We start from the raw sequence: 13,394 nt of genomic DNA, 5'->3' as shown, positions 1-13,394 counted from the left end.
AAGAACAATTTCACAGCTGAGCCCCCATCTGCTCCGCCCTCCGTCACCCTACATTCTCGGAAACGGGAAATATCCCGCTCGACATGAAGCACTGGTAACCCCCGCGAATATCACGGCAATCCTCTGCAGATACAAAGTGCGGGCGGCACCTGCGTCAACTATGTCCTGGCACGTAAAGTCCTACGATTGGGTAGGATGTAGGCGATTTGGGTCCGGAGGCTGGCGGGCGTCAGCTGTGCCCACGGCGTTCCACGCCCAGCCAGCCGGAGGGCCCAAATCGCCGGGCCCCGCGACAATTTACCCAACCCACACAAAAGGCTGGGACAAAAGCCGCTGACCGAATATTTCTTGGTCGTGATTTCTGCCCCAGCCTCTCGCTGGTAATGAATGTTCAGTTAAGCCCCCCGGCCAATGACGTCGGAAGAATCGCCGGCGGGTGTGCTGGCTGGTATCTTTTCTGCCCACGTCACGGCCCGCAGCCGCTGCCCTAGGAAGAAGGCGGCGAGGCTGGCGGCGGTGAGGGAGTCGATGACATTGCCGGTCATGAAGGCGCTGGCGAAGAAGAGGGCCAGTCCCAGGAGGTAGCTGAAGTTGATGAAGTTGAACTGCCCCGGCGTGCGCACGAAACGCCAAGCGAGCCAGAGGAACGCCAGAATGAAGGGCAGTTGGAAAATGATCAGACCCAGCAATCCTAGCGTGTAGAACTGGTTCAAGAAGTCCCGTTCGTAGTTGAAGATGAAGTAGGTCATGCGGGTGTAAGAAACACCGAAGAGCAATCGAATCGGCGTGGATATTTCCCGGGTAATAATCCCGATGTTGAATTTCTCCACTTGCCGGTAGTTGATCTGCTGGGCACCGGGCCAGTTCATCAGCTGGAACCAATCCGCCGGGTAATGTTCCCACGGGTTGGTGGCTGAAACGACGTTGCCGTACGTGGTCACAATGTTCAACTGGGTCGTGACGAAGTTGTGCTGCAGACGCTGGGCGTCCTTCGGGTCACTAGCCACCGCTGACTTAATTTGTTTCATCACTGGATCCTGCGATTTGCGGTGGGTCGTTGTGCGGGTCTCGGCGGCGTCGTTGGCCCCGCCCCGGGCAACAGCGGGAGAATACGGGTAGAGGAAGCCAAACGCCAAGACACCCACAGAGACGAAAGCAATGATGCCTGTGCTGGATTTTTGCCAGCGAATCCGGCCAAAGAAGATGGCGGCGCCCGTTACTAGGATCAGTGACGCCAGGAAGCCAATAATGGCCGTGCGCGTCCCAACCATCAGCGAGGCCAGCAGCTGAATCGTCACTAATGTGTACTTCCACCAGCTCGGCTGATTGATCAGGTAATACAGCATTAAGGCAGAAAAGAGCGCCAGAATTGCTGAAGTCGTATTGGCAAAGAGGAAGAAGCCGTCTGATGCTAACCGGGTGTAGCCCAGTGGGTTCACGGCGTTGAACCAGTCAAAGATATTGCCCTGGATCGATTCAGCCTTGTTGTATGAGGCGACGGCAATCTCGAAAAGATTGCTGAAGAAGATGGTGCCGCTGAACAGAAAACCGACGAGCCAGGTGACCCACTCCATGGTCTTCTCATACACCGGGACACGATAGCTGATCATCAGGATGATGATGGGAAAAACGACCCGGATGACGTAGCCGATTTCTGTACTCATGCTGTAATGAAAGCCATCGGTGACCCCCGCTAAGGCATGCCGCGTCAAGAAGAGGTGCAAGCCGAGGTAGGCGACAACCAGCACGCCGTAGCCAAAGAGCCCCCAGCCAAACTTGTCTTTGCGCTCCTGCCACAGGAATAATCCCACCATGGCCAACGTCCAGACCACCCGGACCAGCGTGGGGATCGTTACCGGGGCAATATTCGCCAACCGGCCTTGGTAGAAGTAAATGATTTCCATGAAAGGCTGAATGAGGATATAGGCGATCAGCGCCCAATGAAGGATTTTTCGAACGTTCATAGTTCACGCAACCGCCTTTCTAATAACCATACTGGGAGAAACTGTCGCCCGGCCAGTAACGACTGAGGGCTAAGCGACCGTGCAGCTGAAATTGGCCGACGACCGGTGCCCCCGTGATCGGGGCGACTGCCGTCAATGTCACTGTATAGTGCTGCATCCCCGTCAAATTTGTCGTTTCTGGCGCTAAACTGTAGCGGACCTTGCTGGTAATGTCCTGGCCGGCCTGCGTCAGCTTGAAATCCGCCAAGACTGGCGCGGACTGGTAGGCATAGAGCTTGAACTGGTAGATGCGTTCGCCCGCACGATAACTGGGGCTTTCCCAGTGCAGCGACCCGGCTGCTTCATCGCGCAGCGTTTGGGTACTCACCCCCGGGGTCGGCTGAGCACGTTCTGTGGTGATCGACACTGGCACAGTTTCGCCAGCTTGAGGTTGAAGCATGGCAAAATCATGCAGCTTGGTTTTTTTCTTATTCTGTTTATAGGCGTAGTCCACCATCAAGGCAATTTCCTTGGAGGACCGGCTATCGCCGACGATGCCCATATTGGCTCCGGTGTAGCGCACGATCCCCTGCTTCGTCTGGACGTCAATATGCGTCGAGCCGCCGAGCATCCGCGCGGGGAACGGCAGCTTGATCCTCAGCAGATCACCGCTGCGCAGATTGTCAGGAATTTTGGTCGTGCCAGTATACATGATGGGATTGGTCACCGCTGGAAAGATCCGGTACGCCACCGCCGGATGCTTCTTATCCTTGACCTTCTTGAAGCTCAAGTCCGGCTTCAGCAAGGCGTTGCCGTCCGTTGTCAGGACCGTCAAGTTCCCCGTGGGGAAGCGATAGGCGTTCTTCTTTTTCAAGGTCGTATAGATGTGATTGCGGGCGCTGTTGGCATTGTGAGTCGCCACCAGCCGGCCGGCTTTCAGCATGATGAGAAAGGCGCCGCCTAGGACAGCCATCGCTGCCACCGCCAGGCCGAGCCGCTTCATGAATGATTTCAATGCAATTCTCCTCGACTATTATCGTGGTCAGTAACGGTCTAATTTTAGCAATGCCCACGCCGCCTAGCAAGTGAGCATCGGCGTTGGGCTTCGCCCGACCGCCTTATTTGGGGGAGTCTGTCGCCAACGACAGCGTCATGAACTTAATGCAGTCTGTGCACCGTGTATATCGTCTTCGACTGGCAACCCTGGGCTGCTGTCCGGGGCCCCCCGGACGTTGTTGCTGAACACCATCCAGGGGGCTGACCGGCCGCGGAAAAAAGCCCCAAACGACGGGGTTCGGGGCCATTTTCTAAATATTGTATTAATCTGCGGCGACCGTTGCGACGACCGGCTGGGTATTCTTAGCGGGATCGGGGATGAACTGGGGAATGGTATCGTCGATGAAGAAGACCTTGTACCATACCAGGAAGGTATAGATGACCCAGACCTTACGGCGGCCGTCGATCTTGCCGGCGTAGTTGTCGTCAATCAGCTTCAAGATGGCGTCTTGGTCGAAGAATTCCTTGGCCCAGTCCTGGGCAAAGAGATTGCGCACTTCCTTGTAGAACTTCTCGGTGCGCAGCCAGGCCGCCACCGGCACGGGGAAGCCGAGCTTGGGCCGGCTGGCCCATTCGTTGGGCAGGTGGCGGTTGGCGGCTTCCCGCATGGCGTACTTGGAATCCTTGCTGTTGAGCAGGTACTTGGTGGGAATCCCGGCAGCCACTTTGGCCACTTCCTTGTCCAGGAACGGCACCCGCAGCTCCATGGAATTGGCCATGCTCAGCTTGTCGGCCTTGAGCAGAATGTCGCCGGCCATGAATTGGTGCAGGTCCAGGTACTGCATTTTCTTCACGTCGTCCTTGTAGGAACGGACGCGCTTGTACTTGTCCATAACCACGTCGTGAACGGGTTCGCTGTTCTGGTACGCGGGCTGCAGAAGTTTGTCGGACTCACTCTCAGCGAAGATCTTGGCCTGACCGATGAAGAATTCCTCTGCTGGGGCGGTGGCGGTGTACAGCTGCAGGCGGCCGTGGAAGTTGGGCATTTTCTTCAAGCCGTGGGCGAGCTTGGTCTTGACGCCCTTGGGCAGGTGACGCAAGCCGTCGGAGAAGGCCCGGATGACGTGGGATTTAGAGTGGAAGCCGTAATCGGCATACCCGGCGAACAACTCGTCGGCACCCTCCCCGGACAAGATCACCGTGACATCCTTAGACGCCAGCTTGGTGAGAAAATACAGGGGGACGCAGGACGGGTTGCCGTCCGGCTCATCCAGATGGTATTGGATCAGCGGAAAGTTATCGAAGGCTTCCTGGGCCGTGACCACGTCGGAGGTGTTGTCCAGGCCCAGCTTGTCGGCCAATTCCTTGGCGGCCGTGCCTTCGTGGTATTTCTTATCGTCAAAGCCAATGGAATATGTGTGTTCCGGCCGCAGCAAGCTGGTGATGTAGCTGGAATCGACGCCGCTGGAGAGCAGCGAGCCGACGGGCACATCGGAGATCCGGTGGGCTTCGACAGACTCCTGGATGGACTTGTCGATGGCGTCGATGGTCTCGTTCAAACTGAGACTGTTGGCCTTGAACTCCATGTCCCAATATTTCTTAATGTTCAGGTCGCCGTCGTGGTACGTAAAGTAATGGCCCTCGGGGATGCGGTAGACGTTCTTGAAGAAGGTCTCGTCCAGACCGGAGTATTGGAAGGTCAAGTAAGGCTTGAGCGCCTTCTTGTTCAATTCCTTCTTGAAGTTGGGGTGCTTCAGGAACGCCTTGATCTCGCTGCCGACCATGAAGGTGTCGCCGTCTTTGTAGTAGTACATCGGCTTGATGCCGAAGAAATCCCGGGCGCCGTACAGGGTCTTGTTGTTATCGTCCCAGATGAGAAAGGCAAACATCCCCCGAATTTTCTTCAAGAGCCCTTCGATCCCATATTCTTCGTAGCCGTGGAGAAGGACTTCTGTATCCGAATGGGTGGTGAAGATGTGGCCTGCGGCAATCAGGTCCTTGCGGATGCTGGCATAGTTGTAGATCTCGCCGTTGAAAATAATCACGCGGCTGCGGTCCTCGTTATAAATGGGCTGGGTGCCGCCCTTCAGGTCAATGATACTCAAGCGGCGGAACCCTAAGGCCATCTGGTCGTTGATGTATTCCCCGGATGAGTTGGGGCCGCGGTGCTTGATCATTTCCATCATATTCTCGATGACCGGTTTCTTATCGAGAACGGTTTTATCGACAAAGCCGACGATTCCGCACATTTAGCAAAACTCCTTTTTTAATCATGACGTGACATGGATACCAGATCGACGACTCACTCGGCCCGCCGATTTTGCAGCTTACTTTAGAATTATAAAGGTGTGGCGGCCGCTGTCAATTGCGAGGCTCGGGGAACCACATCGCAAACTGGCGTAACGGCGTGGCCGCCCCGTACCCTAGAACTGACAATTGCCGAGCGGCGGGGTCGGCGACCAAGGCGTACCCCGCGTACTCATTGGTCTCGCCGTAGCGCCGGTCCCAGCGGGCATTGTACTTCGTAGTCAGCTGGTGGTTGCGGCCCATCAAGGCCGAACAATTCAGCAGCAGGTAGCGGATGTCGTGGTCGACGAAGGTCTGCTCGGTATGCCGGTGCCCGCAGACGTACGCCGTGATGCGCGCGTTGCGCACCCGGGTGAAGTCGAAGGGCAGATTGATCTGGAAGTCCGCGTTGCGGCCATGGGTGGCCACAGTCCCCCGGGCCTGGAGATTGAATGCGCGGAACAATTCGTGCAGTGTCCGGCCGTTGTGATGCAGGCCGTCCTTGTGGTTGGCTTTGAGCAGATTGCCGTGGCCGCACACGATAATGGCCTTGTCCCCGGACATCTGCAAGATCTGGATGATCTCGGCCATCTGGCCCTGGCGGACCGCCAGGTTGAGCTTGACGTCGTATTTTTTAATGCCGAAGCGGTTCAAGCGGTACGGCACGTCGCTGGTATTGATGAAGAGAAAGCGGACTGGGCCCACGTCCAGCCAGGCCACCCCATAACGCTGGCTGAAGCGCTGGAGCTGGGGTTGGCGGTAGTCGGCCTGGAACACGATGTCGGCGAAGGTATTTGCCTGAAAACTAGCCCGCCGCGCCACCTGGTGCTCATCGAACTTGTCGTTGTCGTCGTGGTTGCCCTTGGCGATGTAGAACGGCTTGCCCACCGGCTGACTCAGCGCCGCCACCATCTCGCGCAGGTGCTGCTGATCCGCCGGCCCAGACTCGCTGCCGTCAATGAGGTCCCCCAAGTGAGCATACGCATCAATTCCGGGCTGATTGGCCACGTTGGCCATGAACTCAGTGACGTGCTGTAGGCCGTTGATGCCGTAATATGTCGCATCGAAGCCGCTCTTGTAATGGGTATCGGTGATCACCGCCAAGCTGGCGGTTTCACCGGGCCGAGCCAGTGCGGCCAGCTGCTCCTGGAATGGGGCGAGCGCACTGGCAACCCAAGGGCGCGGGGCCGTGCCGAGATCATCCGTGTCGGTGGTTCGACTATTCCCTTTTCTAAATACCATGCCGTACCCTCCATTCATCCTGACAGAAAGAAAAGGACTCACCAGCAATAGCGGTCAGTCCAAAACACAGCTAAATTTGTTCAAACCGGTGCCGCTCAATGATGGCGGTCTCTGTTATTGGTGTATTTTGCCCATGCTGCCGAGCCTCTGACCATGGTGTGCCGGGTCTGTGGGTCAAATTTTGAGCTTCATCGTTCATGTCACGAAAGTGCTCTCCGTACTCAGCGTAAACATCAGTGATGAACGGAATCAAGTCCTCATGTGGTGACCCAATTACTTTTTCCTCAAAGTGGTAATTATCATCCAAGGAATGCTCTTGCCATTTGCGCAAACGATAAACATCCTTCTCCACTGGACCATTGTCAAAAGCAACAAAGTTTGCCCGGAAAGGAGGCACCCCAAACTTGGTTAAATACTCGGCATACACAAAGTACAGTACCTTCTGCAAGGTGAAACTGGTAAGCCGTGGCTTGATGGTGCGGTGTAAGTAAGCCGCAACATCAACCGCATCAAGAGATTGAAGAATGGTCAGAGTGTCGACAAAATCAGCAACGGTATCAGAATATGTGAATTGGCGAAAGTATGGGTTGTATCGCTGCAAATCGGCCAGCAATGCACCCTCTGTTGGCACCATTTGATAGCTTACGGAGTCTTTGATTCCTCTTGCGTCAATCATATCAATGATGGTCTGCTTAACTGGAAGAATATCTTGTGAATTAGCTGCCGAAAAATGATAACCAATTCCTCGGTCATCCGTACGGTTAAGAGCCACAAAATGAATGTATCGCATTATTGCCGACGCTCCTTTCTTTCTTCGTGAGCTGCGTGGGCTTGAAAATTTGTTTGGACATCCGCCGTGTCCCAAATCTGTAACTCCCAGGGGAAGGAAAAATTATCCTTGCGAATGTACAAATGAAGTGCATGGTATGTGTCGTCGTCGCGGATATATGGACGCGAAACCATTGTATCATGCTTATCAAGCAGGTATGCGAGAATTTGCTTTTCATAAGGACGAAAGTCCGCGAGAATGATTCGCCCACCAAACAAGTCGTTAATCGATTTGCCGACATACAAGTCGTGTTGTTTGCGTAAGTACCAGGCAATTTTCAAGTAAAGGGAATCCTCCAATTTGCTCCGATACTCAAATTCAAAACGATGGTCGTCTTGAAGCGGCCCAAGTATGGTATCGATCTCCTGAAAGTTCGTCAGTGCTCTCCAGTACTCTGTCATCACTTTTTGGTACTCTGGATTGTCGACCAACTGACGAATCGTCGTCTTACGCTGATTAAACGGATTAATATCCATTCTTGAAGAAAACTGTGTTGTAAAATCGAGATAGACTTTTTCCATGCAGCCAAGTGGCTCGTTGATCAAGTCAATGGTTTGTTGAAGGGTCCTCATACACTTACTCCTGTTTGGCATTTTGGCGAATTACAGACGCAGACACTAACCAACGTCGATACAGACATCATACCATAGAGAAGCACACAAATGTTCCCACTTTTAAAACTTTACCTTTTCTCAAAAAAAACCACCCGCGCCAGGCACGGGTGGTCAAAACAACATTACGCACTGCAAAAATTAGCCAATCCGGCCCCGCAGCAAGGCATGAGCGACTTCCTTCTCCTGGAACCCATCCTCGCCTTGGACGTAGACGTGGCCGCCATAACTCAGTACGACTACGGCGATGTCGTTAAGGATGTTGTTGGCGCGGGCTTCTTCGCTCTCGCGGTCGACGACGTGATTGAAGTCGATGGCCCCAGGCGCGGACGCACCGCGCTTAAGGATCAAGGTATCGATGCGGCCTTCGACGGCAGCGCGGGCAATATCCGGCACGGCCGCGCTGTAACGGTTGCCGGAACGGGCATCATCGGTGGCTTTCTTCACTTGGTTCTTCGCCATCGTGCGCAGCTCTGCCTTCAGTTCAACGGCAATGTCGTGCAGCGTATTCTTGTCCAGCTGCGGCGGCATCTTGGCGACCCGCGGCTGATCCATCAGGACGCCGCTCTTGGAGATCTTGCGGTATTCACCCTGGACCTCGTCAACGGCCATTAGGATGACCCGCGTATGGGTGGGCACAGAAATGTTGGCCCGGACCCAGTCATCGACCATCTTGAAGTAGCGTTCCGTATCGGCCCGGTCGGCCGCTTCCTTGGGATCACTGCCGTGGAAGACGGACTTACCCTTCGGTCCGGCAGAGCGCTGGGCGTCGCCGCCGTTCTTCAATTCCGTGCCAATAGCCGCCGGCCGGCTGGTCGGTGCACTCTCGGGCAGGTCGACTTCTTTCACATCGTGATCGTGAACGGAGAAGAGCCGGAAACTTTCTTTCTCCAGTGCCAAGAGGTCATAGTTGATATTGTATTGGTCATTCTCAATGATCGGTAGAACATAAAGGTTCTCAGTGATCTTCACTTCCGGATCCAACGGCAGGCGCATGAAGTACTGGTACACGCGATCCGGTCCGGCAATGATGGCCATACTGGTGTTGGTGCCGCTGATCAGCTGGCGTTCTGCCAGGATCAAGCCAAATTTTTCACCGTATGGCCGCCAGTCAGCATCTGGGAAGCGTTCGCCGAACTCGGCTTGGGCTTGGGAGACCAGGCTCTTGAACTGGGCCCGGTCCTTCTCCATGGTGACATCTTCGCGGTGCACCGGCATAAACAATGAAACAAACGGGCCGTGGACGCCCACATCTTGCACAAGTGCTTGGAGATCATCACGTAAACTCATAAAACCGCCCCTATCTATAACGTATTTTGGGGAGCAATTTGGTACTGCTTCCATTACCAGCATAACAGGTTTAGCGCCCCGTGGCGAACGTTTTGCTGGAAAATGTCTGCCGCTTTTCAGTGCTATTCAATCACTTGGTGGACCAGCGGCGGCACCGTGGCAGTGGGACCCAGGTGGATCGCTTCGCTGACCATCGCCTGGACATCCGGGCGCTGCGCTTCCTCCGCGTAAATGGTGGCCAGCAGCTCGCCATTGGCCACCCGGTCGCCGATTTTCTTGTGAAGCATGATGCCCACGGCGGGATCGATGGCATCCCCTTTCTTCTGGCGGCCGCCGCCCAGGATCATGCTGGCGACGCCCAACTGGTCGGTGGCCATGCCGGTGACCATACCGGCCTCGGTGCTGAGCACGGGAATCGTGTGCTTCGCTTGGGGCAGCTTCGTGGGATCATCCACCACACCGGCGTCGCCGCCCTGGGCGGTGATCATTTCTTTGAACTTTGCCAGGGCACTGCCGTCAGCCAGGTGCTTTTCCAGAATATGCCGAGCGCCGGTCAAATCGTCGGCCAGATTGGCTTGCAGCAGCATGTGGCTGCCCAGGGTCAAGGTCAAGTCGCGGACATCGGCGGGGCCTTGGTTCTGCAAAATGGCGATGGACTCTTGAATCTCCAGGGCGTTGCCGATGGTGAAGCCCAAGGGCTGGTCCATGTCCGTCAGCAGGGCAATGATTTTGATGCCGGCCAAGTGGCCGATACGCACCAGCGCCCGGGCCAAGGCGGCCGCCCGCTCCTCCGTCTTCATGAAGGCGCCGTTGCCCGTCTTCACGTCCAAGACCAAGCCGTCCGTCCCCGAAGCCAATTTCTTACTCATGATTGAACTGCTGATGAGGGGAATGGCCTCGACGGTCCCGGTGACGTCGCGCAAGGCGTAGATCTTCTTGTCCGCCGGGGCGAGATTGCCCGTGGCACTGGTGATGGCCGTGCCCACGGTGGTCACCTGGTCGATAAATTGCTGCTCGGTCAGGTCCACATTGAAGCCTGGGATGGCCTCCAGCTTATCCAGCGTCCCACCGGTGTGGCCCAGACCGCGGCCAGAAATCATGGGATTCTTCGCCCCGGCCGCCGCGACCAGCGGCGCCAGGGGGATCGATATCTTGTCCCCCACGCCGCCGGTGGAGTGCTTGTCCACCTTGATGCCGGGAATGGCGCTGAGATCGAGCACATCCCCGGAGTGCAGCATGGCATCCGTCAGCGCACCAATCTCCAGCGGCGTCATATCCTCAAAATAGATAGCCATCAGCAGCGCACTCATTTGATAATCAGGGATCGTGCCGGCGGTATAGCCGCTGATCACAAATTGAATTTGTTCTTTGGTCAATTCCCGGCCGTCCCGTTTGGCCTGGATAATATCTACCATTCGCATGATTTTCTTCCTCCGTTATCCAAATACTTGCTGCCTTCAGTATACCTGGCCAGGCCAACTGGCGCATTTCAGTTTCTGCCCAGGGCGTGGTATTATTGTGCTCAAACATACAAAGGGGTCCTGATGGTGGCTGAATTTAACGAAGAAATTGCCCGGGCATTGCCCAAGGTGGAACTGCATTGTCATTTGGACGGATCGATCTCGGTGCCGATGATCCGGAAACTTGCCGGGATGGCCCACATTCCCGTGCCGGCCAGCGACGAAGACTTGGCGCAGAAAGTGATCGCCCCGCCCGACGTTCAGTCCTTAACGGAGTATTTGGAACGCTTCGACTTCATTGCCCCGCTGCTGCAGACGCCAGAAAGCCTGACGCTGGCCGCCTTTGATGTCGCCGCCCAAGCGGCCCGAGAAAACGTCCGCTACCTGGAGGTGCGCTTCGCCCCGACCCTGTCCACGGATCAGGGCATGACTGAAAGCGACACAATCATCGCCGTGGCCAAAGGCTTAGACCGGGCGCAGCAGGAACTGGGCATCACCACCCGGATCCTGATCTGCGGTATGCGCCAGCAGCCGATTGAACGTTCTGTCGCCGCCTTCACGGCTGCCAACGGCCTGCGGGACCGCGGCGTCGCCGGGGTGGACTTTGCTGGTGACGAGGCCAATTATCCGCCCCATACGTTGCAGCCGGCCATCGATTACGCCGCGGCCCACCACCTGCCGCTGACGCTGCACGCTGGCGAATGCGGCTGTGTGGAGAACGTCGTGGAAGCCATCAAACTGGGCGCTAAGCGCATCGGCCACGGCACAGCCATTCATGGCCAGCCTGAGGCACTGACTTTGGCCCACGACCAAGACACCTTATTCGAGATCTGCTTAACGTCGAACCTGCAGACTAAGGCCGCCACCGATATCGACCATTTCCATTACAAGGACCTGGCGGCCGCCCACGTGCCTTTCAATATTAGTACGGATAACCGCACCGTTTCCCACACCACCCTGACCCGGGAATATATGCTGTTTCACGAAGAATTCGGCCTGGAAGCGCCGGACTTCCAGCAGACGAACCTGGCATCCATGGCCCACGCGTTTGCTGACCAAGCAACCATCGACCGCCTGACCACTCAGCTGCGGACCGATTACGCCGCCTTAGCGGCCACATTGGTCTGATGACAGGTAAGTGACAGAAAAGCCGCCCCACCGTTGTTGCCAACGGTCGAGGCGGCTTTCTTACTGCCAAAAATTAGACGGCGGCTTCTTGCTGCTGCCAATCCGCCAAAGTCTTCGCGGACAGGGCAATGGAAACGACCGCATCGCTCTTAAGGTGGTCGGCAAAGAGGCCGTACCCGTGGACACCGGCCAGCGCACCGAGCACTTCCAGGGCATACATCATGATCTGGCAGTCGCGCCGCGGCGCATACCCGTCCTGATACACATCTTCGTGATTATAAGTGAAGTGGATCTCGTTCTCCGGCAGGACACCGTCCACGTGGTTGACCATCAGCCGGTCATGGACCTCGCTGACGGGTGCTTTACCGCCGTCCAGGTCCAAGTCATGGCTGGAGCCGTCCTCGTAATACTTCTCTTGGGCCATGTCTAAGTAAGTCGCTACGGGCCGGGGCAGCACATTCAGCGCGTCCAGCAAGGCATTGATTGCCCCCGTATCCAGGGCCACGTTCTTGCCCACGATGTCGTCCACATGGGCCTCGAGCCAGTCAGCGGTCTCACTGATTGCAGTTGATTCCATCTTATCCACTCCTCGTTCGTCATTCTCCCAACATTATACCGCAACCGTCTGCCCCGTGCCGGACCGCTCGGCGGAACGAGCAGTCTGCCCTCAAGGCGGGGGTGGGCGGCCGCGTTCGCTGGAATGGCTGACCACTGCGCCAGCCGCCACCGGCACCGAACAGCCCAATGGCTTTCAGATGGTATAGACCGAACGTTCGGTAAGCAGCCGTTACATTTTTGTTACATTATTTTATTTAGCCGTCCGCTTGCCTTTACCGCGGGTACTGGCTGGGCATACAAGGGTCACGTTCCGGTCTTATATTCAACAAGCTTTCGCCTTGCTTTCATCACCCGTACCTTATATGATATAGGAGTAATGAGAAATGTCGCGGTCGTTGTTGAGAAAGGAAGCGGTCTGCTATGCCAACTGTCAAAAATAAGTTGCTGCCTATCGTGGATTATCGCGGCCGTCCCCTCACGTTGAAGCCGCATGTCACGTACACGATGCATTTGAAAAACGGCTATATCGTCGCCCTCACCGCCGACCAGCGCGTCGAGCGGGTGCCCAACCTGCTCCCGGGGGCTGCGAACTGAATCTTACCGGACCGTTCCTGACTTTCGTTGGGGACGGTCTTTTTTTTGATTCAGATTAGGGAGGCAGGTTAGTGTCTGGCGTGGGCCCGGGTGACTACGGGCTCCGCAGATTTGGGCTGGAACGCCATGGGCACGACTTTGAGCCAAGCAAAGAGCGCTTGTCTCAAAGATCGGCCTTGTTGTAAGCGGGCAAAGAACGCCCGCTAACAACAATTTCATGGCTGAGCCCAAATCTGCTCCGCCCTTCGTCACCCTACATTCTCGAAGACAGGAAATGTCCCGCGTGTCACGAAATCCTGGCAGCTTCCCCCGAATATCACGACAATCCTCTGCGACTACAAGTGCGAGCGGCACCTCCGGCGCATATGTCCTGGCACGAAGAATCCTACGATTGGGTAGAATGTAGGCGATTTGGGCCCGGAGGCTGGCGGGGCTCAGTAGCGAAGTTGTTGTTAAT

The 13,394-nt window shown here is 56.0% G+C and carries 11 protein-coding genes; 2 read left to right on the top strand and 9 right to left on the bottom strand.

The window, feature by feature from the left end:
- Positions 1-395: 395 nt before the first annotated feature.
- From L248_RS09685 to L248_RS09650, 8 genes are all read right to left on the bottom strand, one after another.
- Entirely contained in the window at positions 396-1,964 is a 1,569-nt protein-coding gene (locus tag L248_RS09685; RefSeq protein WP_022530029.1) for an O-antigen ligase family protein, read from the bottom strand.
- Between the two features lie 19 nt (positions 1,965-1,983).
- Entirely contained in the window at positions 1,984-2,958 is a 975-nt protein-coding gene (locus L248_RS09680; RefSeq protein ID WP_040536079.1) for a hypothetical protein, read from the bottom strand.
- 304 nt (positions 2,959-3,262) lie between these two features.
- Positions 3,263-5,188, bottom strand: coding sequence for an asparagine synthase (glutamine-hydrolyzing) (asnB, locus tag L248_RS09675; RefSeq protein ID WP_022530027.1), 1,926 nt, complete (start codon positions 5,186-5,188; stop codon positions 3,263-3,265).
- 112 nt (positions 5,189-5,300) lie between these two features.
- A complete protein-coding gene (locus tag L248_RS09670; RefSeq protein WP_051999977.1) occupies positions 5,301-6,467 on the bottom strand; it encodes a metallophosphoesterase family protein in 1,167 nt (388 codons plus the stop codon).
- 70 nt (positions 6,468-6,537) lie between these two features.
- The gene (locus L248_RS09665; protein WP_040536078.1) at positions 6,538-7,257 is read right to left on the bottom strand and encodes a Panacea domain-containing protein; all 720 of its coding nucleotides are present in this window, start codon (positions 7,255-7,257) and stop codon (positions 6,538-6,540) included.
- On the bottom strand, positions 7,257-7,868 hold the full coding sequence (locus L248_RS09660) for a nucleotidyltransferase family protein (protein WP_040536077.1): 612 nt from the start codon (positions 7,866-7,868) through the stop codon (positions 7,257-7,259). Before L248_RS09660 ends, L248_RS09665 begins: the two co-directional genes overlap by 1 nt.
- A 180-nt stretch (positions 7,869-8,048) precedes the next feature.
- The gene (locus tag L248_RS09655; RefSeq protein ID WP_040536076.1) at positions 8,049-9,197 is read right to left on the bottom strand and encodes a baeRF6 domain-containing protein; all 1,149 of its coding nucleotides are present in this window, start codon (positions 9,195-9,197) and stop codon (positions 8,049-8,051) included.
- 122 nt (positions 9,198-9,319) lie between these two features.
- Complete coding sequence (locus L248_RS09650) at positions 9,320-10,618, bottom strand: pyrimidine-nucleoside phosphorylase (RefSeq protein WP_040536075.1); 1,299 nt, start codon at positions 10,616-10,618, stop codon at positions 9,320-9,322.
- A gap of 123 nt (positions 10,619-10,741) precedes the next feature.
- On the opposite strand from L248_RS09650, the gene add reads away from it, so the two are divergent.
- Positions 10,742-11,785, top strand: coding sequence for an adenosine deaminase (gene add / locus L248_RS09645; protein ID WP_022530021.1), 1,044 nt, complete (start codon positions 10,742-10,744; stop codon positions 11,783-11,785).
- Between the two features lie 73 nt (positions 11,786-11,858).
- Here add and L248_RS09640 read toward each other — a convergent pair whose 3' ends face one another.
- Positions 11,859-12,362, bottom strand: coding sequence for a hypothetical protein (locus L248_RS09640; RefSeq protein WP_040536073.1), 504 nt, complete (start codon positions 12,360-12,362; stop codon positions 11,859-11,861).
- A gap of 401 nt (positions 12,363-12,763) precedes the next feature.
- Here L248_RS09640 and L248_RS16095 point away from each other — a divergent pair, with 401 nt between their 5' ends.
- Positions 12,764-12,937, top strand: a complete 174-nt coding sequence (locus L248_RS16095; protein ID WP_022530018.1) for a hypothetical protein — start codon at positions 12,764-12,766, stop codon at positions 12,935-12,937.
- Positions 12,938-13,394 lie beyond the last annotated feature (457 nt).

The sequence above is a fragment of the Schleiferilactobacillus shenzhenensis LY-73 genome (genome assembly GCF_000469325.1).
GTDB lineage: Bacteria > Bacillota > Bacilli > Lactobacillales > Lactobacillaceae > Schleiferilactobacillus > Schleiferilactobacillus shenzhenensis.
This window is presented reverse-complemented; position numbering and strand designations above follow the sequence as displayed.

Coding starts and splice junctions, on each gene's coding strand:
- L248_RS09685 (WP_022530029.1), bottom strand. CDS start 1,964: ATGAACGTTCGAAAAATCCTTCATTGGGCGCTGATCGCCTATATCCTC.
- asnB (WP_022530027.1), bottom strand. CDS start 5,188: ATGTGCGGAATCGTCGGCTTTGTCGATAAAACCGTTCTCGATAAGAAA.
- L248_RS09670 (WP_051999977.1), bottom strand. CDS start 6,467: ATGGTATTTAGAAAAGGGAATAGTCGAACCACCGACACGGATGATCTC.
- L248_RS09665 (WP_040536078.1), bottom strand. CDS start 7,257: ATGCGATACATTCATTTTGTGGCTCTTAACCGTACGGATGACCGAGGA.
- L248_RS09660 (WP_040536077.1), bottom strand. CDS start 7,868: ATGAGGACCCTTCAACAAACCATTGACTTGATCAACGAGCCACTTGGC.
- L248_RS09655 (WP_040536076.1), bottom strand. CDS start 9,197: ATGAGTTTACGTGATGATCTCCAAGCACTTGTGCAAGATGTGGGCGTC.
- L248_RS09650 (WP_040536075.1), bottom strand. CDS start 10,618: ATGCGAATGGTAGATATTATCCAGGCCAAACGGGACGGCCGGGAATTG.
- add (WP_022530021.1), top strand. CDS start 10,742: ATGGTGGCTGAATTTAACGAAGAAATTGCCCGGGCATTGCCCAAGGTG.
- L248_RS09640 (WP_040536073.1), bottom strand. CDS start 12,362: ATGGAATCAACTGCAATCAGTGAGACCGCTGACTGGCTCGAGGCCCAT.
- L248_RS16095 (WP_022530018.1), top strand. CDS start 12,764: ATGCCAACTGTCAAAAATAAGTTGCTGCCTATCGTGGATTATCGCGGC.